Annotated in this window: 20 protein-coding genes, 2 tRNA genes and 3 rRNA genes; 11 read left to right on the top strand and 14 right to left on the bottom strand. The window is 39.4% G+C overall.

The genetic code is table 11. The features are described from left to right. The first annotated feature begins 36 nt into the window (after window positions 1-36). Entirely contained in the window at window positions 37-3,393 is a 3,357-nt protein-coding gene (locus AC2G3J_RS02835) for a DEAD/DEAH box helicase (protein ID WP_336954294.1), read from the top strand. Between the two features lie 152 nt (window positions 3,394-3,545). On the opposite strand, the gene AC2G3J_RS02830 is transcribed toward AC2G3J_RS02835, so the two are convergent. From AC2G3J_RS02830 to AC2G3J_RS02805, 6 genes are all read right to left on the bottom strand, one after another. Continuing rightward, entirely contained in the window at window positions 3,546-4,049 is a 504-nt protein-coding gene (locus AC2G3J_RS02830) for a DUF2004 domain-containing protein (RefSeq protein ID WP_419360609.1), read from the bottom strand. Between the two features lie 177 nt (window positions 4,050-4,226). Then, window positions 4,227-4,341, bottom strand: a 5S ribosomal RNA gene (gene rrf / locus AC2G3J_RS02825). 182 nt (window positions 4,342-4,523) lie between these two features. After that, window positions 4,524-7,414 (bottom strand): 23S ribosomal RNA (locus tag AC2G3J_RS02820). Between the two features lie 336 nt (window positions 7,415-7,750). Then, window positions 7,751-7,826 (bottom strand) — tRNA-Ala (locus tag AC2G3J_RS02815). 44 nt (window positions 7,827-7,870) lie between these two features. Beyond that, a tRNA-Ile gene (locus AC2G3J_RS02810) sits at window positions 7,871-7,947 on the bottom strand. 59 nt (window positions 7,948-8,006) lie between these two features. Next, window positions 8,007-9,545: ribosomal RNA gene (locus AC2G3J_RS02805) — 16S ribosomal RNA — on the bottom strand. The 16S, 23S and 5S rRNA genes sit together here with 2 tRNA genes alongside, the layout of an rRNA operon. A gap of 576 nt (window positions 9,546-10,121) precedes the next feature. Between AC2G3J_RS02805 and AC2G3J_RS02800 the strand changes: the two genes are divergently transcribed. From AC2G3J_RS02800 to AC2G3J_RS02775, 6 genes are all read left to right on the top strand, one after another. Further along, complete coding sequence (locus AC2G3J_RS02800) at window positions 10,122-11,075, top strand: MlaA family lipoprotein (protein ID WP_336953599.1); 954 nt, start codon at window positions 10,122-10,124, stop codon at window positions 11,073-11,075. Between the two features lie 123 nt (window positions 11,076-11,198). Beyond that, window positions 11,199-12,167: an RsbU family protein phosphatase GigA gene (gigA, locus tag AC2G3J_RS02795; protein WP_004725998.1), complete on the top strand. Its 969-nt coding sequence runs from the start codon at window positions 11,199-11,201 to the stop codon at window positions 12,165-12,167. A gap of 113 nt (window positions 12,168-12,280) precedes the next feature. After that, the gene (gene gigB / locus AC2G3J_RS02790; protein WP_016539397.1) at window positions 12,281-12,805 is read left to right on the top strand and encodes an anti-anti-sigma factor GigB; all 525 of its coding nucleotides are present in this window, start codon (window positions 12,281-12,283) and stop codon (window positions 12,803-12,805) included. 32 nt (window positions 12,806-12,837) lie between these two features. Further along, window positions 12,838-13,662 carry a carbon-nitrogen hydrolase family protein gene (locus tag AC2G3J_RS02785; RefSeq protein ID WP_336953598.1) on the top strand — a complete coding sequence of 275 codons (825 nt, stop codon included), beginning with the start codon at window positions 12,838-12,840 and terminating at the stop codon, window positions 13,660-13,662. Window positions 13,663-13,749: 87 nt separating this feature from the next. Further along, window positions 13,750-14,187 carry a MarR family winged helix-turn-helix transcriptional regulator gene (locus AC2G3J_RS02780; RefSeq protein ID WP_419358876.1) on the top strand — a complete coding sequence of 146 codons (438 nt, stop codon included), beginning with the start codon at window positions 13,750-13,752 and terminating at the stop codon, window positions 14,185-14,187. Window positions 14,188-14,276: 89 nt separating this feature from the next. Beyond that, entirely contained in the window at window positions 14,277-14,702 is a 426-nt protein-coding gene (locus AC2G3J_RS02775; RefSeq protein ID WP_419327637.1) for an organic hydroperoxide resistance protein, read from the top strand. 600 nt (window positions 14,703-15,302) lie between these two features. Here AC2G3J_RS02775 and gspE read toward each other — a convergent pair. Next, on the bottom strand, window positions 15,303-16,790 hold the full coding sequence (gene gspE / locus AC2G3J_RS02770) for a type II secretion system ATPase GspE (RefSeq protein WP_004725986.1): 1,488 nt from the start codon (window positions 16,788-16,790) through the stop codon (window positions 15,303-15,305). Window positions 16,791-16,901: 111 nt separating this feature from the next. Here gspE and AC2G3J_RS02765 point away from each other — a divergent pair, with 111 nt between their 5' ends. The 4 genes from AC2G3J_RS02765 (at window position 16,902) to AC2G3J_RS02750 (ending at window position 19,961) form a co-directional block, all read left to right on the top strand. After that, complete coding sequence (locus AC2G3J_RS02765; protein ID WP_004725984.1) at window positions 16,902-17,723, top strand: DUF432 domain-containing protein; 822 nt, start codon at window positions 16,902-16,904, stop codon at window positions 17,721-17,723. A 14-nt stretch (window positions 17,724-17,737) separates the two neighbouring features. Beyond that, window positions 17,738-18,673, top strand: coding sequence for a mechanosensitive ion channel family protein (locus AC2G3J_RS02760; RefSeq protein ID WP_336953594.1), 936 nt, complete (start codon window positions 17,738-17,740; stop codon window positions 18,671-18,673). Window positions 18,674-18,816: 143 nt separating this feature from the next. Continuing rightward, a complete protein-coding gene (locus AC2G3J_RS02755; RefSeq protein WP_336953593.1) occupies window positions 18,817-19,257 on the top strand; it encodes a VOC family protein in 441 nt (146 codons plus the stop codon). A gap of 83 nt (window positions 19,258-19,340) precedes the next feature. Continuing rightward, the gene (locus tag AC2G3J_RS02750; RefSeq protein WP_336953592.1) at window positions 19,341-19,961 is read left to right on the top strand and encodes a rhomboid family intramembrane serine protease; all 621 of its coding nucleotides are present in this window, start codon (window positions 19,341-19,343) and stop codon (window positions 19,959-19,961) included. Here AC2G3J_RS02750 and AC2G3J_RS02745 read toward each other — a convergent pair. From AC2G3J_RS02745 to AC2G3J_RS02715, 7 genes are all read right to left on the bottom strand, one after another. Then, window positions 19,953-21,395 (bottom strand): hypothetical protein, encoded by a 1,443-nt coding sequence (locus AC2G3J_RS02745; protein ID WP_483770630.1) that lies wholly within the window; start codon window positions 21,393-21,395, stop codon window positions 19,953-19,955. The two genes, AC2G3J_RS02750 and AC2G3J_RS02745, sit on opposite strands and share 9 nt — an antisense overlap. Window positions 21,396-21,596: 201 nt before the next feature. Continuing rightward, window positions 21,597-22,463 carry a 4,5-DOPA-extradiol-dioxygenase gene (gene ygiD / locus AC2G3J_RS02740; protein ID WP_483770629.1) on the bottom strand — a complete coding sequence of 289 codons (867 nt, stop codon included), beginning with the start codon at window positions 22,461-22,463 and terminating at the stop codon, window positions 21,597-21,599. Between the two features lie 306 nt (window positions 22,464-22,769). Continuing rightward, a complete protein-coding gene (locus AC2G3J_RS02735; protein ID WP_483770628.1) occupies window positions 22,770-23,255 on the bottom strand; it encodes a DUF934 domain-containing protein in 486 nt (161 codons plus the stop codon). Next, on the bottom strand, window positions 23,248-24,891 hold the full coding sequence (locus AC2G3J_RS02730; RefSeq protein ID WP_004725972.1) for a nitrite/sulfite reductase: 1,644 nt from the start codon (window positions 24,889-24,891) through the stop codon (window positions 23,248-23,250). Before AC2G3J_RS02730 ends, AC2G3J_RS02735 begins: the two co-directional genes overlap by 8 nt. Before the next feature lie 341 nt (window positions 24,892-25,232). Further along, the gene (locus tag AC2G3J_RS02725) at window positions 25,233-25,421 is read right to left on the bottom strand and encodes a hypothetical protein (RefSeq protein ID WP_483770627.1); all 189 of its coding nucleotides are present in this window, start codon (window positions 25,419-25,421) and stop codon (window positions 25,233-25,235) included. A 199-nt stretch (window positions 25,422-25,620) separates the two neighbouring features. Beyond that, on the bottom strand, window positions 25,621-26,154 hold the full coding sequence (locus tag AC2G3J_RS02720; RefSeq protein ID WP_483770626.1) for a DUF1543 domain-containing protein: 534 nt from the start codon (window positions 26,152-26,154) through the stop codon (window positions 25,621-25,623). Between the two features lie 9 nt (window positions 26,155-26,163). After that, window positions 26,164-26,883: a CPBP family intramembrane glutamic endopeptidase gene (locus tag AC2G3J_RS02715; RefSeq protein ID WP_419358867.1), complete on the bottom strand. Its 720-nt coding sequence runs from the start codon at window positions 26,881-26,883 to the stop codon at window positions 26,164-26,166. Window positions 26,884-26,972 lie beyond the last annotated feature (89 nt).

Below are 26,972 nucleotides of genomic sequence, written 5' to 3'. Positions count from 1 at the left end.
TTAGTAATTTCCTTTTAATTTTTAGCTCTATAAATAATGGCGACATTGAATCAATTTTTATCACGTTTTAACCCTGCAACCATTCAAAGAAGCTTGAGTTATGTCAAAAAAATTGATCTAAAATCCTTAGAGGTCTACCCTGATCGGGATAATTTAGTCATCGAAGCTCAAATTCAGGGAACGGATTATTATGAAACGGCTGTTATCTATAATCCTTTAACAAATAAAATTGTGGATACTGACTGTAGTTGCCCTGTTGGTTACGATTGTAAGCATTCGGCTGCACTTGCACGTTATTTTTATGATCAACAACTTTCCAACCCAGCTGCTCGTCAAAAACTAAACCCATTAGACCAAGCTCAAACCACAACAAATAGCTCTACCCACACCACGGCAAAAGCTTGGCTCGCTCAATTTAAACAACAATTGGCACAAGTTCAACGTACTGAAACGCCAGTACAGCACCAACTTATTTATATTTTCCAACCAAAAAATAACACCGCCAAATTACAACTGAGTGTTTTTAAAGTTCGGCGTAACAAAGATGGAAAAATTAGAGATACTGCACTCTACACCAGCTATGACAATGTATTAAATGAACGTCTTAAAGTGAGTAAAGAAGAAAAGAAAATCTTTAGTCATTTGTACTTTTTCGCTAAGCTAAATTTTAGCGATGTTCATTTTTATCCAGCGTCATGGGATATTTCAGGAATCTATCAAGAACATCTAAGAACGGCTATTCAAAGTAGCGCTTGTTTTGCACTAGATGTACAAAGATTACCTTTAACATGGTCTGATCAATCTTATAAAATTGAATTCAACTGGCAAACGCGTACAGAACAGCAAACAGAAAAACTCAAGGCACAATTTTTTGATGAAAATCATCTAGAAATTTCACCTGACCATGCTGAACAAATTTATATTATTCATTCTCATCCATTAAGTTATCTCGATACCCTTAAAAACCAAGTCGGTGTACTTGAGTCGTTATATTCTAGTGAAATGATCGAAGAATTGCTGAATATGCCACAAATGCCTGTGGAATTAATGGCTGAATTTGAGCAAGTGATTCAACCCTATGCATTTTTTGAAGATTTACCTCAAGCGCCATTTACACAAAGTATAGAAATATTAAAAGGCAAACCCACACCTATTTTACGTTTTGGAACACATCCGCAATATGATCGTCTTGGTCATATGCATCATTATGCAATTGCTGAAATTGAATTTGAATACTCAGCTGGACGAATTAAAGCGGGTTTCCCTGATGACAGCTTCATTATCAATATTGATGAAAAAGCAGTTCGCCAACAACGCGACTTAGTTGCTGAAAAGAAACATATTGATGAATTAATTCATTCAGTTAAATCCATGCAACGGATTAGCAAGCTACCAAAGAGCAAACGCCCTGCTTTTGATGACATCACTGAAAACTCAATTGTGTATGCAGATCCCATGGCTTGGGTTGAGCAACTGGTTCCTGAAAATAAAATCGAAGGTCTTGGCTGGAAAGTTGAACATACCCTAGATAGTCAGTTCAATTTAAGTGCAACACAAAACCTGCAACTCTCATTAAATGAATCTGAAAAAAAACAAGACTGGTTTAATGTCGGTGCGACGATTCAGGATATGAATGGCAACACCTATAACCTGATTGATCTTCTTGGCTATGCGATACAGCATAATCCACATCTTTTAGAAGATGACTATATTGAAAAAATGGACAGTGACAGCTTCTTAATTGTTCATTTAAGAGAAGCTCAAACACAACTGGCACTTAGAAATCAAGAAATTAAGCCCATCCTGATCTATTTAAAAGAAATTTTACGACATCCTGAATCTGCAACATTAGATCAATACGATGCCGCTCAATTCTTAGACTTACAGCATCATTTGGGCATGCCTTGGCGCACCAACGAACGCCTGAAAATATTTGCTGAAAAGCTTCAAAATAGTTATCAAGATCAAATCTGTACACCACAAGGTTTCCAAGGCGAACTACGCCCATATCAACAACAAGGTTTAGCATGGCTACAGTTTTTACGTGAAACTGAACATGGTGGTATCCTTGCAGATGATATGGGACTCGGTAAAACCGCACAAACACTTGCACATATTCTATTAGAAAAGCAAGCAGGCAGATTAAATCAACGACCTGCCTTGATTATTGCACCAACATCTTTAATGCATAACTGGCGTAAAGAAGCTGAGAAGTTCACTCCTGAATTAAAAGTTTTGGTCTTACAAGGGCATGATCGAGTTGAGCATTTTCAAGAGATTAAAAATGTAGATATTGTGCTCAGTACCTACCCACTTTTGGGCCGTGATGAAGAGTTTTTACTGCCTTATCAATATCATTTATTGATTTTGGATGAAGCACAAAACATTAAAAATCCACGTGCCAAAGCCTCTCAAGTTGTACGACAAATCAAAGCAAAACATCGTCTATGCTTAACTGGTACGCCGATGGAAAACCATTTGGGTGAGTTATGGTCATTGTTCCATTTCTTAATGCCTGGTTTTTTATATAGTCAGGAATTGTTTAATAAAAAATATCGCAATCCTATCGAGAAATATGCAGATCTTCAGGTTAAAACCAAACTCATTTCTCGTATTAAACCGTTTATGTTGCGTCGTTTAAAAACAGAGGTGGCGAAAGAGCTTCCTGAAAAAACCACGATTGAAGTCAATATTGATATGAATGAACAGCAATCTAAGCTCTACGAAGCTGTTCGTGCAACAATGCAAAAGAATATTCGTGAGTTGATTGCAGCTAAAGGCTTCCATCGTAGTCAGATTCAAATTTTAAGTGCATTACTTAAACTTCGACAAGTTTGCTGCCATCCAAGCCTTTTACAACTGGATCAAATCAAAAATCAAAATGTTGAATCAGCAAAATTAGATCATTTATTAGAAATGGTTCAAGATATGGTTGAGGAAGGACGTAAGATTTTAATCTTCTCTCAATTCACCACGATGCTACAACTCATTGAAGAGCATTTAAAAACCTTAAATATCCGAAATGTAAAACTTACTGGACAAACCAAGAAGCGTGATGAAGTCATCACCGCATTCCAAGCAGGCGATATTCCTGTTTTCCTCATCAGTTTAAAGGCAGGCGGTGTCGGGCTTAATCTCACTGCTGCTGATACTGTGATTCATTATGATCCTTGGTGGAACCCAGCTGCTGAAGATCAAGCGTCTGATCGTGCATGGCGCATTGGTCAAGATAAACCTGTATTCGTTTATAAGTTAATTACTAACCAAAGTATTGAAGAAAAGATTTTAGCCTTACAGAAAAATAAAGCTGATCTTGCTAAATCTATTCTAAGTATCGATCATGAAAATGAAGTGAAATTATCTGAAGATGATGTCATGAGTTTGTTGGATTGAAACTTTAAAGATAAGGTGTGAAATTTAACAAAAGCTAGATCTAATGCATCAATATGAAGCCCCCGTCATCGTGATGGGGTTTTCTTTTTTATACCTACATTGTTTTAAAATCTATAGACTGTTGAATACCGTTGCTTCACTTCACTGCATCGTTAGCTTTCCCAACTTAAATGATCCAAATTACCGTAATGATCTGTTTTAACGACGATTAACTGATCAGTTAACTCTCTATTTGTAGTGTAATCAAAGACAGCAAAATACGATGTATCATACTTTCCATCTGGATAAAGCCCAACTCTTGTTAAATATAATTTGGTTAAAAACTGCTGTGCTTTGTCTATTGGATTAGCAATCCCAATTTTTTCTAAGAAATCATCGCCTAATTCTTCAATATGAAAATCCACATATTCTTTAACAGTCCCTTCCTTTTCATTTTCAAGATCTTGCTGAATATAATCTTGGTTTTTTTGATCAAATTTTTCTATATTTTCAATAAAAGACTTAATTCGTTGAAAAGTTTCTACGTCCAAAGTGTTCGCTTCAAAATTTAAATCAACTTGAATGGCTTTGCCATTAAGCTCAATATCCACTTGATAATATTCTTCTAGGGATTCTAATTTCAGTGTTCCAAAATGCGGCAAGGTGTATTCTGACATTTTTTATATTCCTATATTTTTTTCATGTTAGGTAAAGCAATTAATTTATCATTTAATGATAAAAAATTCTTGGTCTAGATTTTATATTTATGTCTTTAAAAATAATAAAACACTTAAAAATAATACGCATAAAAAACACCCCGTTCTCGCTAGAGACCGGGGTGTTTTAGATTTAAAAGCTGGCGATGACTTACTCTCACATGGGTAACCCCACACTACCATCAGCGCTAAGAGGTTTCACTTCTGAGTTCGGGAAGGGATCAGGTGGTTCACTCTTGCTATTGTCGCCAGCAAACTGTTATGGACTTGTTCGGGTCTTATTTAAATGCCTTACTTCGTACCAAATGAGTTTAACAGAACATTTGAGTTGAATATTTTAACTAGCTTTACAACTAAATCAAGTATGTTTGATCTTTTATGAATCAAATGATGCTTACTTCTTTCGAAGTTCGTATACAACTGCTTGGGTGTTGTATAGTCAAGCCTCACGAGCAATTAGTATTGGTCAGCTTCATGCGTCACCGCACTTCCACATCCAACCTATCAACGTCGTAGTCTTCAACGGCTCTTTAGAGGACATAAAGTCCTAGGGAAATCTTATCTTGAGGTAGGCTTCCCGCTTAGATGCTTTCAGCGGTTATCCCTTCCGAACATAGCTACCCGGCGATGCGACTGGCGTCACAACCGGTACACCAGAGGTTCGTCCACTCTGGTCCTCTCGTACTAGGAGCAGATCCTCTCAAATTTCCAACGCCCACGGTAGATAGGGACCGAACTGTCTCACGACGTTCTAAACCCAGCTCGCGTACCTCTTTAAATGGCGAACAGCCATACCCTTGGGACCTGCTTCAGCCCCAGGATGAGATGAGCCGACATCGAGGTGCCAAACACCGCCGTCGATATGAACTCTTGGGCGGTATCAGCCTGTTATCCCCAGAGTACCTTTTATCCGTTGAGCGATGGCCCTTCCATACAGAACCACCGGATCACTAAGACCTACTTTCGTACCTGCTCGACTTGTGGGTCTCGCAGTTAAGCGCGCTTTTGCCTTTATACTCTACGCGTGATTTCCGACCACGCTGAGCGCACCTTCGTACTCCTCCGTTACTCTTTAGGAGGAGACCGCCCCAGTCAAACTACCCACCAGACATGGTCCTCGTCCCGGATAACGGGACAGAGTTAGAACCTCAATATTACCAGGGTGGTATTTCAAGGATGGCTCCATAGCAACTGGCGTCACTACTTCAAAGCCTCCCACCTATCCTACACAAGTAAGATCAAAGTTCAATGTCAAGCTGCAGTAAAGGTTCACGGGGTCTTTCCGTCTAGCCGCGGGTACACCGCATCTTCACGGCGAATTCGATTTCACTGAGTCTCTGCTGGAGACAGCGCCCCCATCATTATGCCATTCGTGCAGGTCGGAACTTACCCGACAAGGAATTTCGCTACCTTAGGACCGTTATAGTTACGGCCGCCGTTTACTGGGGCTTCGATCAAGAGCTTCGCTTACGCTAACCCCATCAATTAACCTTCCAGCACCGGGCAGGCATCACACCCTATACGTCCACTTTCGTGTTTGCAGAGTGCTATGTTTTTAATAAACAGTTGCAGGGGCCTGGTTTCTGTGGCTGCCAATAGCTCAAGGAGCAAGTCCTATCACCGTCAGCAGCGTACCTTCTCCCGAAGTTACGGTACCATTTTGCCTAGTTCCTTCAGCAGAGTTCTCTCAAGCGCTTTGGTCTACTCGACCTGACCACCTGTGTCGGTTTCGGGTACGATTCCTGTGTAACTGAAGCTTAGAGACTTTTCCTGGAAGCATAGTATCAGCCACTTCGCTAGTAAACTAGCTTGCTATCAGCTCTCAGCATAGAGCACCCCGGATTTGCCTAAGATGCATGCCTACTGCCTTTCACCTGGACAACCAACGCCAGGCTGACTTAACTTTCTCCGTCCTCTCATCGCATTACACAGAAGTATTGGAATATTAACCAATTTCCCATCGACTACGCCTCTCGGCCTCGCCTTAGGGGTCGACTCACCCAGCCCCGATTAACGTTGGACTGGAACCCTTGGTCTTTCAGCGTGCGAGTTTTTCACTCGCATTGTCGTTACTCACGTCAGCATTCGCACTTCTGATACCTCCAGCATACTTCTCAATACACCTTCATCGGCTTACAGAACGCTCCCCTACCACGTATACTAAGTATACATCCGCAGCTTCGGCATATAGTTTTAGCCCCGTTACATCTTCCGCGCAGGCCGACTCGACTAGTGAGCTATTACGCTTTCTTTAAAGGGTGGCTGCTTCTAAGCCAACCTCCTAGCTGTCTATGCCTTCCCACATCGTTTCCCACTTAACTATAATTTTGGGGCCTTAGCTGGCGGTCTGGATTGTTTTCCTCTTGACTACGGACGTTAGCACCCGCAGTCTGTCTCCCGGATAGTACTCATAGGTATTCGGAGTTTGCATCGGTTTGGTAAGTCGGGATGACCCCCTAGCCGAAACAGTGCTCTACCCCCTATGGTATTCGTCCGAGGCGCTACCTAAATAGCTTTCGGGGAGAACCAGCTATCACCGAGTTTGATTAGCCTTTCACCCCTATCCACAAGTCATCCCCTGGCTTTTCAACGACAGTGGGTTCGGTCCTCCAGTTAGTGTTACCCAACCTTCAACCTGCTCATGGATAGATCACCCGGTTTCGGGTCTATACCCAGCAACTAAACGCCCTATTAAGACTCGATTTCTCTACGGCTCCCCTATACGGTTAACCTTGCTACTGAATATAAGTCGCTGACCCATTATACAAAAGGTACGCAGTCACCGAACAAGTCGGCTCCCACTGCTTGTATGCATGCGGTTTCAGGATCTATTTCACTCCCCTCACAGGGGTTCTTTTCGCCTTTCCCTCACGGTACTGGTTCACTATCGGTCAGTCAGGAGTATTTAGCCTTGGAGGATGGTCCCCCCATATTCAGACAAGGTTTCACGTGCCTCGCCCTACTCGTCATCATTATATGTGCCCTTTCGTGTACGGGACTATCACCCTCTACGGTAGCACTTCCCAGAGCTTTCCGCTAAAACACATATAACTTAATGGGCTGATCCCCGTTCGCTCGCCGCTACTGAGGGAATCTCAATTGATTTCTTTTCCTAAGGGTACTGAGATGTTTCACTTCCCCTCGTTCGCCTCGCATGACTATGTATTCATCATGCGATACCTACCTTATGGTAAGTGGGTTTCCCCATTCAGAAATCTCCGGATCACAGGATATTTGCCGCCTCCCCGAAGCTTATCGCAGGCTATTACGTCTTTCATCGCCTCTGACTGCCAAGGCATCCACCACATGCACTTAATTACTTGACTATACAACCCCAAACAGTCGCTAATCCCTACAAGGAGGATCAACAATATGGATTCAACCACTTCTATTTGTTGCCTGTGAATTTAATCACTATACAGCTTCAATTTAATTCATATACCAAAACGCTTGATTCAGTTTTATCGCTAGTTCTCATTTCATTCAATATTAACAATTGCTTGCTAACATCAACTAAAACGAGTTAAACAATTATTTCAACTCAAATATATTCTGTTAATGATTCACTACCGCCTCGTCAGCGAGTAGTTAACTGTGATAAATCACAGAACTTAATAAGCTATCGGCTTACTAAGTTCTGTAATCACTTAGTCTGTAATTAGTGGTGGAGACTAACGGAGTCGAACCGTTGACCTCCTGCGTGCAAAGCAGGCGCTCTACCAACTAAGCTAAGTCCCCAGCTTAAGATCTTAATATATCTGCTCTTCTGTGTTCAGTAGACTTGGTGGGTCTGACAAGACTTGAACTTGTGACCCCACGCTTATCAAGCGTGTGCTCTAACCAACTGAGCTACAGACCCTCAGATACATCAATGAAGAACAACTTGTTGTGGATTCTTACCAATCGTCAATCTTTCGTTAAGGAGGTGATCCAGCCGCAGGTTCCCCTACGGCTACCTTGTTACGACTTCACCCCAGTCATCGGCCACACCGTGGTAAGCGTCCTCCTTACGGTTAGACTACCTACTTCTGGTGCAACAAACTCCCATGGTGTGACGGGCGGTGTGTACAAGGCCCGGGAACGTATTCACCGCGGCATTCTGATCCGCGATTACTAGCGATTCCGACTTCATGGAGTCGAGTTGCAGACTCCAATCCGGACTACGATCGGCTTTTTGAGATTAGCATCCTATCGCTAGGTAGCAACCCTTTGTACCGACCATTGTAGCACGTGTGTAGCCCTGGTCGTAAGGGCCATGATGACTTGACGTCGTCCCCGCCTTCCTCCAGTTTGTCACTGGCAGTATCCTTAAAGTTCCCACCCGAAGTGCTGGCAAATAAGGAAAAGGGTTGCGCTCGTTGCGGGACTTAACCCAACATCTCACGACACGAGCTGACGACAGCCATGCAGCACCTGTATGTAAGTTCCCGAAGGCACCAATCCATCTCTGGAAAGTTCTTACTATGTCAAGACCAGGTAAGGTTCTTCGCGTTGCATCGAATTAAACCACATGCTCCACCGCTTGTGCGGGCCCCCGTCAATTCATTTGAGTTTTAGTCTTGCGACCGTACTCCCCAGGCGGTCTACTTATCGCGTTAGCTGCGCCACTAAAGCCTCAAAGGCCCCAACGGCTAGTAGACATCGTTTACGGCATGGACTACCAGGGTATCTAATCCTGTTTGCTCCCCATGCTTTCGTACCTCAGCGTCAGTATTAGGCCAGATGGCTGCCTTCGCCATCGGTATTCCTCCAGATCTCTACGCATTTCACCGCTACACCTGGAATTCTACCATCCTCTCCCATACTCTAGCTTCCCAGTATCGAATGCAATTCCCAAGTTAAGCTCGGGGATTTCACATCCGACTTAAAAAGCCGCCTACGCACGCTTTACGCCCAGTAAATCCGATTAACGCTCGCACCCTCTGTATTACCGCGGCTGCTGGCACAGAGTTAGCCGGTGCTTATTCTGCGAGTAACGTCCACTCATCCTAGGTATTAACTAGAAGAGCCTCCTCCTCGCTTAAAGTGCTTTACAACCATAAGGCCTTCTTCACACACGCGGCATGGCTGGATCAGGGTTCCCCCCATTGTCCAATATTCCCCACTGCTGCCTCCCGTAGGAGTCTGGGCCGTGTCTCAGTCCCAGTGTGGCGGATCATCCTCTCAGACCCGCTACAGATCGTCGCCTTGGTAGGCCTTTACCCCACCAACTAGCTAATCCGACTTAGGCTCATCTATTAACGCAAGGTCACAAGTGATCCCCTGCTTTCCCCCGTAGGGCGTATGCGGTATTAGCATCCCTTTCGAGATGTTGTCCCCCATTAATAGGCAGATTCCTAAGTATTACTCACCCGTCCGCCGCTAGGTCAATTACCGAAGTAATCTCCCCCGCTCGACTTGCATGTGTTAAGCCTGCCGCCAGCGTTCAATCTGAGCCATGATCAAACTCTTCAGTTAAAAATCATTAGTGACTTAAGGTCACAATTCTGGCTCATCAATGTACTGACAAATTCTCTCAAATAAACTTCGAGTAATTTAAACCAATCAATCAATGATAATATTTCGATCAATCAATTAGTAAAAATCCACACAAGTTGTTCTTCATATTCTCTTAATGATCTTCTCAATGCTTCGTCAGCATCAAGCTAGGTCGGCTATACTACTCTCTATCTCTAAAAAGTCAATCCATAATGTTAATTATTTTTTCTAACAAACCCAACTCTAACCTTATCTTAAAATCTCAATTCGAAATCTTAACAACTTAATCAAGTGCCTGATTTATCAGAAGTTTTATTTAACATCACCGCCGATGGATGTGCATTCTACAGCATTAACAACTCAACACAACCCCTTTTTTTAATTATTTTAATTGTTCGAACAAATAATGTTCGTTTATCATATTTATTCACACTTTTTAATCAAATTTGCTTTAATACATATGCAATAACTACTGTTAGAATACGATTATGAAGTCTTTAATATAGCTATATCATTATCGACTACTTTTACTTTAAGAATATTTCAAGGAATTCTATGCGTCCTTATCATGTACTTTGGGCTTGTTTACTTAGCATTGGTCTGACTAGCCATGTATTTGCTCAAGACGAATTATCTGCTCAAGAGAATTCGGACAATGCTGTTTCTACAAACTCTGATTCAGATGATAAGTCGTCTCAAGAGAATTCTTCGGTACTAGAAAACGAAGCAGCTTCTAAACACCCAAGAATTGAAGCCCTTAGAGAGCTTAAAAACATCACAAAAAATGACTTAAAAGTGAATGCCAATGCAGCTCAACCAGATGCTGTAAAAGATCCACTACAACCATTGAACCGTGAAATTTATGCGTTTAATGACATGATCGACCGTAATGTTGCTCGACCTATTGCTGTTCAGTACAAAGCAAAAGTGCCTGGTGATGTACGTTCTTCATATAGTTTATTTCGTAAAAACTTAAGTGAACCATGGAATGCAGTCAACCAACTTGCTCAAGGGCGTTTTAGTCGTGCAGCCAAGTCTCTAGGTCGTTTTACCATTAACACCGTCAGCTCTTTAGGTTTAGCTGATCCTGCAACTCGCTTAGGTTTAGCAACTGAAGAAGAAAGCTTAGGTACCACATTAGGTTACTACGGTATTCCAAGTGGTCCTTATGTCATGCTGCCTATCTTAGGGCCAAGCACACTTCGTCACTCAGTTGATTATGTTGCTGAAGGTTATGCCAATCCGCTTACCTATCCAATGGATAACAACCATCAAACGGGTTTAATCTGGGGTAACCGTGCATTAGGTGGGATTAATACTCGTTCTAAACTTCTAGATGTGGAAAGTGTATTGCAAGGTGATCGTTACTCAGCAATTCGCGATATCTATTTACAACGTTTAGCATTCCAAATCGCTGAGAAAAAAGGCCGTGGACAGGAAGCTGTGGCGTTTGTAGATGATGACGAGGATGATAGCAATAGTCCTGCTGATACAAACGCAGACAAATAACCACAATATTTTGTTAAACTTATTTGCTAGTAATTCATATGGTTTTACTAGCATTGTGGTGTCATCTATAGTAAATCTACTGGATAATGCTTTTATACCGATTAAGGATCATTCATTTCTTCTATGTATTTCATTCAACCCAGTCGCCAAATTTCAAGCTTAGAACAAGTATTAGATACGCTTCCTAGCTTGCAGATGATTACCATTGAAGACATTCATCGTTATGATCCAACAATTATTGCAATTGCAGACGTCCACGATTTTTTACAGTACCAATGGGCTTTGCCTACCATTGTGATTGCGCAAGAAAATGAAGGAAGCGAACTTTCCCAAGCATGGGAGCTTGGCGCCCTTGCGGGTTGGATCTGGACCAAGCTTCCCGCCAATCTTGAAGATTCTTTATTAAAAATTGATGCGCAATATAAACGTAATCAAGATAGCCGTGATTTACCTTCTGCCGCAGAACTACAAAAAAAACTTCTTCCAAATCCAATTGAACTACAAAACTATAAAGTTGAGACGCTTTTCCAGCCTTCTGCGTATTTGTCTGGTGACTGGTATGATTACTGGAAAATCAGTGATAAAGAAATCATGTTCTATTTGGCCGATGTATCGGGTCATGGGGTAACCAGCTCTTTACTGACATCTTGGATGGCTGCCTTTCATGGTCGCTCGAAAACACCAAGAGAATTGATTAAAAAACTCAATGGTATGCTGGTTCAAGAAAATATTGAAAAACATATCACAATGTTGGCTGGAATTCTAAATCTAGAAACACATGCTTTAAAATGGTCAAGTGCAGGGCATTACCCTCCCCCCATTATTTTTGAACCCAACCAAGCCCCTCGTGTTTTGAATACCAGCAGTTTTCCTTTAGGACTCACCGAAGACTTAGAGGTTGAAGAGTTTCAATGTACCTTAACTAAGCATGCGCGGTTTATTATTTGTTCTGATGGTGCCCTTGAACCATTCTCGGGTGGTTTGAATGAACAGTTCTCACAATTGGTCTATCATTTGCAAAATCAATCATTCCGTGCACCAGAACATGTAGCAGATGACATAGCAATCCTCAGTCTCCGCAGAATGAATTAACAATATAATCAAACATATATAACAAATTAGACTAATAACCTATACGCAAACGCTTGAGTATAGACTTGCGCTATGTGATAATTTTCCTATCCTTCTCTGCAAATGGCATTTATATGTCAACAGGTCATGTTGAATATGCAAGCTTGAATGGAACGCATATTTTCAAACTTATTGGTGAAGTGCGAGCCCAATCTTGTATTAGTTTAGACAAACTTTTGGCAAGGATTGAACAACAAAAAAACGTCATTGGCGCAATTGTTGATTTAACCCAAACCACATTTATTGATAGTACAGTTCTTGGAATACTTGCCAAGCTTGGCTTAAAGTTGAAACAAGTACACCACATCCAAGCGGTGATGCTGTCCACAAATCCAGATATTACCACTCTAGCCAATAGCATGGGCTTAGGGCAGGTTTTTGTCATTTTAAATTACTGTGGTGACCCTCAAGTGTGCACCAATGCTTTGATTGACGATAATGTTAATCACAGCACAATGCTGTGTACCGTTCTCGATGCACATAAAACTTTAATGAAGCTCAATGAAAACAACCAAAATATGTTCGAGCCATTAGTTAAACAACTTGAAAAGCAGCAAGATACTATGGAATGTGTATCTTCAAACCAGCAAAACGCTTAATCATCTCAAGATTGCTTTATCAGGGATAGCCCATGACTTTACTTTCCGTTGTTCAAATGAACTCTCAAAATGACATCGAAGCAAACTTCAGTGTGATTGAGTCATTGATACAACAAAGTAAAGCTGATGGCGCTTCTTTGATTGTGTTTCCTGAAAATTTTGTCTGCTTTGCCGCAGGTAAACAACGGGAAACTGCTGCACGTTTTGAAGAAATTCAAAAGCGTTTAGAAAACTTAGCACATCATTATCAAATATGGATTGTTGCAGGGACTTTACCTTGCCCTTTCCGTCCAGATGGTTCAATTATTGCTGATGGTCGAGTTCGTACTGTCAGCCTATGTATCAGTCCAGAAGGCACTGAAGCACGTTATGACAAAATTCACTTGTTTGATGTACACGTGGGTGACGCTGTTGGCGGGTATCAAGAATCTCAGTTTTTTGAACCAGGCAGTGATGTTGTTGTCGCGAAAACACCTTTTGGACAAATCGGTTTGATGGTTTGCTACGACTTACGCTTTCCAGAACTTGCACTCACCTTGAGAGCGCAAGGTGCAAATATTTTGACTGCACCAGCTGCATTTACCTATACCACAGGCCAAATGCATTGGCAGTTATTACTTCAAGCACGTGCGATGGACAGTCAATGTCATGTTTTAGGTGCAGCACAACAAGGTTGGCATGGTGAAAAACGTCAAACCTGGGGACATGCTGGCGCAACTAATAGTCGTGGACAAATTTTAGCGATCACAGATGCAGAAGGTGCGCAATTGATGACAGTTCCTTTTAATTTGAATGAGCAGCGCTCAATTCGTGAATCAATGCCTTTAATGCAACATCGCAAATTGATGTCATTCTAAGTCCGTATTGCCATTAATGACTTTTATTTCCTGAACAAGACAAAACAACGTTATACTTGTGAGGCGTAATATCTTCACGAGACAAGCATGCAACAAGACTATTCAAACTTAAATCTTGATCATCAACTCTGCTTTCTTGTTTACTCTACAAACTTAGCATTAAATCAACTTTATCGTAAATTACTCACACCACTAGGACTGACCTATCCACAGTATTTAGTTATGTTAGTGCTTTGGGAAAAAGATGGTCTAACTGTGTCTGAAATCGGTGAAAAACTCTTTTTAGAATCATCTACGCTTACCCCCTTACTCAAAAAATTACAAAGTAATGGTATTGTTAACCGCGAACGTTCTACGAAAGATGAACGTCAAGTGATTATCAGCCTCACTGCTGAAGGTCATGCACTAAAATTAAAAGCAGTGGATATTCCATTACAAGTTGCTCAAGCCAGTGCTTGTGATTTAGACAGCATTACTCAATTGAAAGATCTTCTTTCAAATTTACGCGAAAATATTTCAAACTAAAGTTATCAAATTTTACACAAACGCTACTTGTTTAAATATTTATATCGTATACGATATAATTGAACACAATCAAAAATGGAAGATTTCCGATGTCTTTAGAAAAAGTGGTTTATACAGCACATGCAAAAGCAACTGGCGGTCGTGATGGTCGTGCAACATCATCAGACGGAATTTTAGATGTTAAATTAGCAGTGCCTAAAGAAATGGGCGGGGCTGGTGGTGGTACCAATCCTGAACAACTTTTTGCAGCAGGTTATTCTGCTTGCTTCCTTGGTGCGATGAAGTTCGTTGCAAATCGTGATCATTTAAAAATTACCCCAGATGTTTATATCGAAGGTGATGTTGGTATTGGTCCAATTACTACTGGTTTTGGTATTCAAGTGACTTTAAATATTCATTTAGAAGGTTTAGAGCAAGAAGAAGCACAGAAATTAGTAGATGCTGCACATATCGTTTGTCCATATTCAAATGCGACTCGTGGCAATATTGATGTGACATTGAATGTGATTGTTTAATGCTATGATAAAACCTACCTAGAAGTATAAATTTATTTTTAGGTAGGGGTAATGCTTACTTTTATTTTTCTGGTTGGTTTTTTATGGACTGGGTAGAACTAAAAGATAAAATATATTATTGCGATGATACTCTAAGAGACCTTTATATATTCGATACTAATATTAAAGACCTGAAAAATGGACTGCCTTTGTAAATGAAAATTATACAATCAAATGGCTTAACCAGCAGACACAAAAGAATGAGAGCCAAATTAATTTTGAAGTCCTTCAAGAATGTTTAAATGACGCTCATAATCTATGTTGACATGCTAATCTCTATTTAGACAAAACTCAGATAAATAATCATTTTTTCTTAGTCGACAAAATTGAAAATGATATTAATCCAAATGATATTAATTCACTACAAGACCATGAAAAAATCATCAACTACATGATTTGTATTTCGAATTTAATAAATAAGCAGATTATTTTAACACCTGAGAACGAACCAGAAACTATACTTATAAAAGTAACTAAAGGCTCTGTAGAATTTATAGCTAAATTATAAAGCCTAAAGCATACTCTGAGAAAATTTTAAAAAGATAGATAAATAATTTTCAATTATTCAGCCGCTTCATTGGTAACACGTAAAACCTCTTCCATTGTGGTTTTACCCGCTAATACTTTACGTAAACCATCATCTCGAATTGAACCTGCATCTTTACGTGCATATTCTTCAAGCTCATATTCTGCTGCATTACCATGAATCAAACGGCGCATCTGCTCATCAATCGGCACAATTTCATAAATCGCAGTACGTCCTGTAAAGCCCGTATGGGAACAAAAATCACAACCATTCGGTACAGGTAGTTTTAAATTCGATTCTAAACTCACAGGTTTAAACACATCTTTTTCAAAGTCATCTGCTTCACGCCATGTATGACAATGAGAACACAATGTCCGAACTAAACGCTGGGCAATCACCCCAATCAATGAACTGGATAATAAGAAGGGTTCAATGCCCATATCTTTTAAACGGGTCACAGCACCAATTGCAGTATTGGTATGTAGCGTAGACAAAACTAAGTGACCTGTTAAAGAGGCTTGAACTGCGATTTCAGCCGTTTCCAAATCACGGATCTCCCCCACCATCACCACATCTGGATCTTGACGAAGCATGGCTTTTAACGCACGGGCAAAGGTCATATCCACTTTGGTATTCACTTGAGTCTGCCCAATCCCTTCAAGTTGATACTCAATCGGATCTTCAGCAGTGAGGATATTTTTAGAACCATCATTCAAATCAGAAAGCGCGGCATACAAAGTCGTCGTTTTACCCGACCCTGTAGGGCCAGTGACTAGAATAATGCCATGTGGACGATGAACCAATTGGGTTAAACGCTCATAGTCAGGCTTCATTAAACCCAAATGGGTCATGTTGAGTCGACCCGCTTGTTTATCCAACAAACGCATAACGACACGTTCACCATGCGACGATGGCAAGGTCGAAACACGGACATCCACCTCACGTCCTGCAAGGCGTAAAGAAATACGACCATCTTGTGGAATACGTTTTTCTGCAATATCGAGTTTTGCCATAACTTTAATACGCGATACCAACAATGGCGCAAGTTCACGACGAGGCTGTACGATTTCACGCAATTGCCCATCTACCCTTAAGCGAACAGATAATTTCTTTTCAAAGGCTTCAATATGAATATCTGAAGCCCCGACTCGAATCGCTTCAGACAATAAAGCATTAATGAGTCGCACAATTGGTGCATCATCTTCCTGATCCATCAAATCTTCAGTTTCAGGAATCTGATCGGCCAGACTCAATAGATCAGGGTGATCTTCAAGACCAGCGGCAACCTGTTGTGATTCGCCCGTTTCACCTGCATAGCTTGAACTGAGCATGTGATTAAACTCAGTTTCATTACATAATTGATGTTGTGCTGTACGACCGAGATAGCGGCGGGCTTCCTGAATCGCAATTTGTGCGGTATCCTGACGGCGAACAATAAAAACTTGATCACCTTCATAACGCAACAGCACTCCATGCCGTTTTGCAAAACTATATGGTATTTGTAATTGTTTGAGAACTTGCATTACAACTTATATTAATGATTTAAATTGCTTTGAGTGTACTCTATGCTCATGACAGCGTGAAGTCTGTTTGTTAAAGATTTGATGATGATTTTATGAATGGGATAAACACTTTTGTCTAAGAAGAAAGAACATCTGGAACCAGAACTCCCTGATTTAAAGTGGTGGGGAGAACAACTGTTTGAATTGAACCAATCCAAAGCATGGCAATTTGGTTCTATGATGATGCGCATTACTCGTGGTCTGCAAGAATGGCGCTTGGAATATTATCGTCCAAAATTCCAATATGACTATGAACAGCAATGGCATAAAATCCATGATGTAAATTTTGGTTTTCCTGAACCTGTACATGTTGAACGCTATATGTTTCGCGAGACCCATAAAGCGTTTCAACTCATGCCCCGTTTAGCTGATCGCTCTGTAGTGATTCGTCCTGTCGATCCAATTTATATTCCAGCAGGCCAACGCGGTACACTCTACATCAGTACACCCCTGTGGATTTCAGGTTTTGTACAAGCTCAAAAAGAACCCTTATTTGATATTCCTGTAATTTTACCTAAGGATACATGGTTTGGCCCTGATCACCGCACAGGTGAAATGTGTTATGCCACCTCAGTCGATGGTCGTACCGAATTAAATTTATTACGTCCACGTGCCTTTCGTGCAGTGACACCGATTGATTTCCACAATGTCAGTAGTCATCAGCTTCGATTTGACCGTATGAATGTGCCTGTTCCTGCGCTACCTTTATTTTATAGTGAAAGCACAGGACGTTTATGGACATCACAAATCAAGGTCGTGTATGAAGGCAATGACCGCCCTGCCCGTGTAAGAATTGAAAATCGTACACCACCTTTGGCCGGCGAAGTGATTTATGTACATCCGCCACGCTCACCAGGTGGCGCTTTGTTCAATATGTTTGATTCATTTTTCTAAGGGATGAGGTAAAAATGGCTGAATCCAATATTCCCAAAGACATTGCCAATAGCCTAAAAGGCATCTTTACCAATGTAAATGTCGACCGCTTAAGTGAAATTGCTGTTGCTCTGATCCTCTGCTTTGTTGGTTTTGTACTGGCACGTGTTATTTCCAATACCTTTATCCGCACCATAGGTGCACGCTTTAATGCACATCAACGTTTGGTTTGGCGTAGAGGTATTTTTTATTTTATTTTCTTACTGTTTGTGATCGCCAGCTTAAAAGAAGCGGGCTTTAAACTCAGCGTATTTTTAGGCGCAGCAGGGATTTTAACTGTTGCATTGGGTTTTGCCTCACAAACTTCAGCATCGAATTTAATCAGTGGTTTATTTTTAATTGGCGAAGGTTCATTTGAAGTTGGCGATACAATTCAAATCACCCTGATTCGTGGACATACCATTGAAGGTGAAGTGATTTCCATTGACTTACTTTCCGTGAAGCTTTTGACCATGGATAATGTCTATGTGCGCCTCCCCAATGAGCAATTGATTCGCGCCCCTGTACATAATCTATCAAAATTCCCGATACGGCGATTGTCGATTACGGTTGCAATTAACTTTAATGAGAACATCAATAAAGTTCGTGAAGTTTTAATTGATGTTGCCAACGATTACCCGTTGGTTTTAGCAGATCCAAAACCACGTGTGACTGTTTCTGCCTTTGGAGAATCCTCCATTGAAATTTTATTTGCACTGTGGTGTATGCAAGCAAACTATCTACAAGTCAAAGATGAAATTCATGAGTTAATCCGTAATCGTTTTGTGGAAAATCAGATTGAAATCCCTGTACCAAAAATTGGCTTTGTAGATCGTCCAAATCCAAATGAAGTTCTTCAAAATGAAGATATTGACGGTTATGCCAATAAACAGGAATTAAAATTAGAGCAACAACAAGATAAACAACTTTAAGCAGACAAAAGCGATAATCTAGAAAATAAGAGTCCCTCATTTATGATTGAGGGATTCTTATTTTCAATTACAAAATATTCATCAAGTTTTAAACCATGAGCTGATAAATTAATCACTTCAAAACAACAAAATGGACAATCACAATGCAACTCAATCACTATTTAAACTTTGAAGGCCAGACTGAAGCCGCTTTTAATTTTTATAAATCTGTTTTTGGTGGTGAATTTTCATTTTTAAAACGTTATTCCGAACTACCCGATGTCCAAGTGCCAGACCAAGAAAAAAACTATATTTTACATGTTTCTTTACCGATTAATGAGTTTACCGTGTTGATGGGTTCAGACACCAGCAAACAGTTTTGCGCGCCTAATACTGCGGCTTTCAGCAAAGGCACCAACCATTATATTTCGATCAACTTAGAAGCTCATGAAGCGGATGAAGCACAGCGATTATTTACAGCACTCTCTGCCAATGGGCATATTGAAATGGCACTAGAACCTACATTTTGGGGTGCTTTATATGGTGCTTTCACCGATCAGTTTGGTATTCGCTGGATGGTAAACTGTCAACTGAGTGAAGGATAATGAACTGAATATTGCGATAGCCTATTGATTGACAATGATATAGGTTATATTGCTGTTACGATAACAACGTCATTTATAACAATATGATCACTGGTCTTACCCATACCCTTCTGATTATTTTAATCACACTTGCGATTTCTTTTATTGCTTGGCAACAACGCAATGTAATGAATCGTTTGATTTTCAATGTTTCAGCGATTAAGCATGGTCAATATGATCGCTTTTTAACCCATGGTTTTATCCATAAAGATGGTATGCATTTATTTTTCAATATGTTTACCTTGTACTTCTTTGGACGAAATGTTGAATGGTTTTTCCGTGATTACTTAAGTGGTATGGGCTTTGTCTTATTTTATTGCAGCGCCATCATCATTGCTGCGATTCCCAGCTATTTACATAATCGAACCCTAAATTCCTACCGAAGTTTAGGGGCTTCGGGTGCCGTTAATGCAGTATTATTTAGTGCGATTCTGTTTAACCCTTGGGGCATGCTTTATATCTATATTTTACCTGTGCCCGCGATTATTTTTGGGACGATTTATTTATGCTATAGCCTGTATGCAATCCGTTCAGGACATTCGCCATTAATCGATCACCGCGCGCATATTACCGGTGCAATCTATGGTTTCTTATTTCCTTTACTATTAGAGCCATCATTAGCTACAGCATTTTTCTATAAATTTATTAATTCACCATTATTCTAGATAAGGTCTTAATAGAACTATAATGTTTTGATCGTCAAAGATATCTGGATATAACTGTGTAAAATCAGGTAATCGACTACGCATTTCAATTTTTTGTGATTCTGTCCACTGTACGCCATATATTGCATATTTCAAATTTTGTAAATTTTGGCGAACATAAGAACCTAACAGCTGTTGGTCTTCGATTGTTTCAATATAGTCATGTTGTTTAACATACCAATATAGTTGATCCGCAAAATTACTGCCGTTAACCAATTCCAGCCGTTGATGGAAACTGATTCCATCATCGATGAATGACGAATAGTGAATAAGCTCATCTAGACTAGGTTTTTCACTCAAGTATTTTTTTGCTTTTGACAAGTGATAGAAATGTAATTTCCGCCCCATTTTTCGACAAAAACTAAAATATTGATCTATTTCAATATACTTTTGTTTTAATGCTAAAGATAAGATTGAATCTACAATTAAGGGTTGATTGACTTGCTCAATAATCGTATAAAATTCAGTTAGATCACCTTTTAATAACATCCATTGATGTGCACGAATCCTTACCTCAAATGTAGATAACTGCTCAACTGGGTGTGCCTTAAAATACATTTCAAAATTAAAGTTTTTTGATCTTAAAGCAAAATAGGCATAATCCATAATCGTAAGAAATTTACTATGCCAAAATAAGATTAAATCATCTGTAGTGAGTACATCTTTCTGGTATAAAAAATCAAATAAACGATATTGCACATCTCTATTGGAACTCTGCTTCAATTGATACAGAACTTCTTCATCAGTTTTGTGTTGAATCAACTGCTTGAACCAAAAAGCTCGGATATGTTGATCTTTGGCTAATCCACAGAATTGAAGTAACTCGTATTCTTCTATCCATTGATATTGAAGAATAAATTTTAATAAAATACGAGGAAGTTTACCTTGTTTATTTATTAAAGTTTCTGAGAGGTAAACTCTATTGCTCGCTACTTCCGATAGCAATAACTTTAACGAATCACTATCTGTTCGATCTCGATTTTGCAACATTGAAATTTCAAAAAAATAATCACTACAAAGCTGAGAAAATTCAGGTCGTTGACTCCAACGCACAATATGTTCTGCAGCCAAATGACGATTTACTTCAACATAATCACTAAGGCGATACAATAAATGTGGAAAAAGCTCTGGTTCAAAACATTGTTGAAGCTTTTTCAACATTTTCTGTCTTGTGTAACCATCATAACTTTTTAGTTTTAATAATGAATTTTCAAAGTCTGTAAGCTCTTTTCCATTAAACCTATATGTATAATCATCTATATCTGGACTGCTTTGAGTATTTTGAACAACAGACTGAGTTATCGTATTTACAATAACTTTCTGCTGATTTTCTTCAATTTTTACAGGAGGCAAAGATTGAGACTGTTTAAAAAAATTTTTGAAAAATTGCCACATAAATAATGTATTAAATAATAATTTAAGTTAGTAATAACACAGATTTAAGTACAAATTCCACATAACGCTTTAATATTCAAAAATTAAGTAGTCATCTTAAAAGAATTCTATCTTGAGAGAATAAATATGACTAACTCAATTTCACCAATACTATAAAAGCTGAATCCTTAGACCCAACTTTTATATTCTTAACATTTGAAATTAATGTTGATCAAGTCGAAATGAGGTCATGGTTAATGAACCAGCGACGGCTTGATCATTAAAAATATGTAACTCATCTTTCTCTTCCTGTAAGCCTAAGGCATATAACATCGGATAATAGTGATCAGGTGTGGGGATCGACAATAAAAACTCAGCACCTTGCTTTTGCCAGTCAATTAAAGCTTGATGGTTATGCGTGGCTAAGAAATTTTTCATCTTTGCATCAGCTTCTAAAGCCCAATCATAACCATAATGATCATCAAATTTATCAAAGGCAATTTTGCTTAGGTTATGTACGAGATTACCACTGGCAACAATCAATACCCCTTTACGACGTAACTGCGCTAATTGTTTAGCCAAGTCATAATGATATTGGGCACCTTGACTATAGTCGACACTCAATTGAACAACAGGAATATTGGCTTGTGGAAATACATGACATAACACCCCCCATGTTCCGTGATCTAATCCCCAACTATGATCATGATGAACTTCTATACTGTGAATTGCTTCAGTTGTTGTCTCAACCAAAGCTTTATTTCCAGTTGCAGGATATTGCACATCAAACAAAGCTTGAGGAAAACGACCAAAATCATGAATGGTTTTCGGTTGTTGCATTGCAGTGACGGCTGTACCACCTTGGGTAAGCCAATGTGCAGAAATACATAAAATTGCTGTGGGCTGTACGTCCATTTCTGCACCAATGCTGTTCCAAGTACGGGTAAAATCATTGGTTTGAATCGCATTCATGGGTGAACCATGTCCCAAAAATAGTACAGGCATGACTTCAGTATTGGGTAAAGTTGCGTTCCAGCCTTTGAGTAGCGATAAGTCACCCATTGTTTGATTTAACATTTCATCCACCATGAATCATCTTTGTTTAATTATCTGCTGTTCATTGTTGTAGATATATAGACTTTTCCAGCCTACAACATTGCAAAAATGCAACGATGAAATTTTTATCAATAGTTTTAATCAGAGAAAGGTTTTACTAACAGATGATCTTATGTTGAATCAATATTGATTTGGGTACGATACAGATAAAGCCGAATACCAATTTATATCGTTCATATCATATTCATAATAAGCAATGGCTACACCAGCTTTAACTTGAGAACAATAAAAAGCCGAACTTTCGTTCGGCTTTCATTTCAAAATCAGTACTTAATACAATCAAGCACCTGTTTGATAATGCGCTTTTGGTACAGCTGTAGATGCTTGGTAAGGTTGAGTAAAATCACCTAAACCTGCTGCTGCCTCATGGATATCTTTACCTTCTTTCACAACAAAAGTATCGAAACCAGAACGCTTCATATAGTTCAAAACATCTTTAAACACATCGCCTGTTGCACGAAGATCGCCTGTATAGCCTTGGCGACGTAACAACGCAGCAAATGAATAACCACGACCATCATTAAAACCGGCGAAATCAATAAAGATCGCATCTAACTGATCTAATGGAAACGTATTGGTTTCAGGTGAAGCATCTACGGTAAGAAATAGTGCTTTTTTCCCCGTCACATTCGCAAGCTGATCCAGCTGCTCAACGGTCAACAACACATCACCTTGTGGCAATACTCCATCTTCAGCAATGATTTGATAGGTATTGTCTGCAACAGTGCCATCTTTAGAGAGGACTTGAAGTGCGGTATTAAGCATATGCGCGCTCCTTAAAAGGTTGAATACCCACTCGACGATAAGTTTCAATAAACTCTTCACCTTCGTTACGAAGATCAAGATAAGTATTTAAAATTTCATCAATAATGTCAGGTACAGATTCTGCTGCAAATGATGGTCCTAAAATATCACCAATTGAAGCATCATGGTCTGCATTTCCACCCAAGGTAATTTGATAGAATTCAGCGCCTTTTTTATCCACACCCAAAATCCCAATATTGCCGACATGGTGATGACCACAAGCATTCATACAACCTGAAATGTTTAAGTCGATATGACCTAAGTTATAGACTGTATCTAAGTCATCAAAACGACGTGTAATGGCTTCAGAAATTGGAATAGATTTCGCATTTGCCAATGAACAGAAGTCACCGCCTGGGCAACAAATGATATCGGTAATAAAACCAATATGTGCACGAGCAAGATTATTCTTTTCAAGCGTTTGCCACAATTCAAATAAATCTTTCTGAGGTACATCGACCAAGGAAATATTTTGTTCGTGTGTGGTCCGTAATTCACCAAATGTATATTTGTCTGCAAGATCTGCAATCAAATTCATTTCTTCAACAGTCATATCACCTGGTGCAATACCTGCACGTTTCAGTGAAATAGTGACAATACGATAGCCTGCAACTTTGTGTGCATTAGTATTGATATTGAACCACTGTTTAAACTTTGGATATTCAGCAAATAAGCCACTGAAATCTTCATCTGCATAATTTTGATAATCAAACGGCATAAACTCTTCGTCTAATTTTTGCAAAATTTCAGGTTGAACTTTCAAGGTTTTAATTGTTTCAGCAAATTCAGCTTCAACTTTTTCAGCAAAAACTTGTGGTGTTAGTGCTTTAACCAAAATTTTAATACGGGCTTTATATTTATTGTCACGGCGACCATGCAAGTTATAAACACGAAGAACTGCTTCTAAATAAGCAATTAAATCTTCACGTGGCAACCACTCACGAATCATAGAACCTATGATAGGTGTACGACCTAGACCACCACCTACTTTGATTTTATAACCCAACTCACCCGCTTCATTACGAGTTAAATACACCCCAATGTCATGGAATGAAGTTGCTGCACGATCAATTTCTTCAAGTGCAGAAACTGCAATTTTGAACTTACGCGGTAAAAATGCAAACTCAGGATGGAATGTAGACCACTGACGAATCAATTCACACGTCGGACGTGGATCTGCAATTTCCCCAGCAACAACACCAGCATATTGGTCAGTTGTGGTATTACGGATACAGTTTCCTGAAGTTTGAATCGCATGCATCTGAACAGAAGCTAAACCTTCAAGCATATCAGGCACATTTTCTAGCGCAGGCCAGTTAAACTGAATGTTCTGACGTGTCGAAACGTGTGCATAACCACGGTCATATTCTTTGGCAAGCTCTGAAACTTTACGTAATTGTTTAGAGTTCATTAAACCGTAAGGTACAGCAATACGTAGCATTGGCGCATAACGCTGTACGTATAAACCATTTTGTAATCGTAATGGACGATACTCATCTTCAGTGAGTTTTCCAGCTAAATAACGTTCCGTTTGATCACGGAATTGTGCAACACGTTCATTGATCAGTTGCTGATCGAAATCAGTATATAAATACATGGCGTACAGCTAGTAGTTTCATTATAACGATGCACAATATAACGAGTATTGATCTATCAAAGAAATGCTTTTTTTCCATATTTTATAGCGATTTTATTGATAAGCATTGTGCAAAGATCGAATTGGCAATGCTTTACGGGCAAAGCATATTTTTATTACGTTATGGATGTTTTTCTTCATTGCTTATCTTTATTTCAGATAATAAAAAGAGCATATCGAATATGCCCTCTCTTTAATCACAGCTGTCATCCCAATACTGAACTTGTTCAACCCTGTAGTTTATTGATCTTATACAGGATTGATTAAGATCAATGCCCAAAGCTGAGTTTAGCGATTTTGAATTAATCCTCTGGTTTCTGCTGCTCATCACTATTTTCTAATTTATCTTCGGCAATTTTTGCGACTTCATAACCTGCAAATGCGCCAGCTGCTTTTTCTAGCAAGCCAGCATCAGGATCTAACTTATCGACACTTTGCTCAGCAATCACTGCACCTGCAATTTTACCTAACTCATCTAATAAACCACTCATTGATCATACTCCGCAGTGTTTTGTTTGAGTTTCAAGTCTATGCATACTTGCTGAAAACATTGCGAAGATTCTGTTGTTACACTGACTAGATTATGAGAGAGCAATGCAATGATTGATGTCAATTTTTTAAAATTAAGATCCGCTTAATCTTTTAAGGCTGCAATACAACGCCCTTTTAAGCAGATCAAACGATGACAATTCAGATGGTCAAATAGGTATTCTCCCAAACACTTTGGTCAAGCTCTGCATGAAAATCAGCATTCAAATCTACTTCAACCAATTGCACATAACGGCCATATACCTGATCTATCGCCAGACAATCATCTATCTCTAAAACTCGATCGGTATGTGGCTTTTGCCAATGCCCTGCAAAATACTGTTTACCCTTGGCTTTCGCTTCAATCGCATCTTGAGCAACAATCAGGATATAGCGGTGTAACTCACCAAACTCATTTGCATCATAGCCGCCTAAATTAATCAGCCAAAGCTTCTGATCTGATACATTCGGTTGCGCATCAGTAAAATGTATTTGATATTTTTTATTTTCAAACACTAAAGCCTGTAATTTTTGCCATGCGTCGATGTGTAAACCCTGTTGCTCACCAAACCACGCATTTTTTAATTGAGGATAAACCTCTTCAAGCGAATCGCCTACGGCAAGAACCACATCATGAACTTCAACATTGGCACGTGCATGACGGCCACCCAACATAACGATAAATAAACTAGACATATTCAGTCACTAAGTTAATGTTTGAACAAGTTTTAATAATAAAATCCCACCCACAGATAATATGGCATTATTCAAAAAATGAATGAGTAATACATGCCAAATATTGCGTGTCCACAAATAGATCAGATTTAAAAATAAACCTGCACTCATAAAGCTGATTGTCGAGATTAAATTTCCATCAAAATTATAATAATGGATCAGACCAAATAATATAGAGTTCAATATAATCAGTACAATGCGCCATAACCACGCTTGGATAAATAACTTTTGCAATAAAGTATAGCGAAACACAATATCTTCTAAAAGCGCAGTAAATAGTGGACCCAAGCTAATGATCAACAGACTGAGAAAAGGAATATATTCAGGGTCAATCAGGTCTTTTTCTTGTGTACTCGACCCAAGGGGTAAAAGCTGACGTGTCAATGTGATTACTACTTGTAACACGATTGCACCAACCACCACCAAGACACTTGAGCGCCAAAAGGCCTGTTTATACTTTTGCCAATGTGTAAGCAACATATCCTTATATAAGTAGCACACTAAAATAAATAGCACGCCTCTTAAAATGGTATCACCCAGACTAACAGCTATCGAGATTCCAAAGATTTTTTCTAAAATAAAGCCATTTAAAATAATTAAAGGGATGATACAAATCGCAAATGTGTCTTTCCATCCCCAGACAATTTTTTCAGGAAAAGGTTCAGCTCGAACCCGTTGTAAAAAACGCATATAAAAAATTAACCGATTATTTTCATTAAATTTTGGGTAATTTAGCTCATGATTTCCATGTGCTTTTTGTAGAGTTTCCCCATGATCCT

The sequence above is a fragment of the Acinetobacter legionensis genome (genome assembly GCF_057165765.1).
The sequence above is the reverse complement of the archived record's forward strand: the minus strand, read 5'-3'. Positions and strand labels throughout refer to the sequence as shown.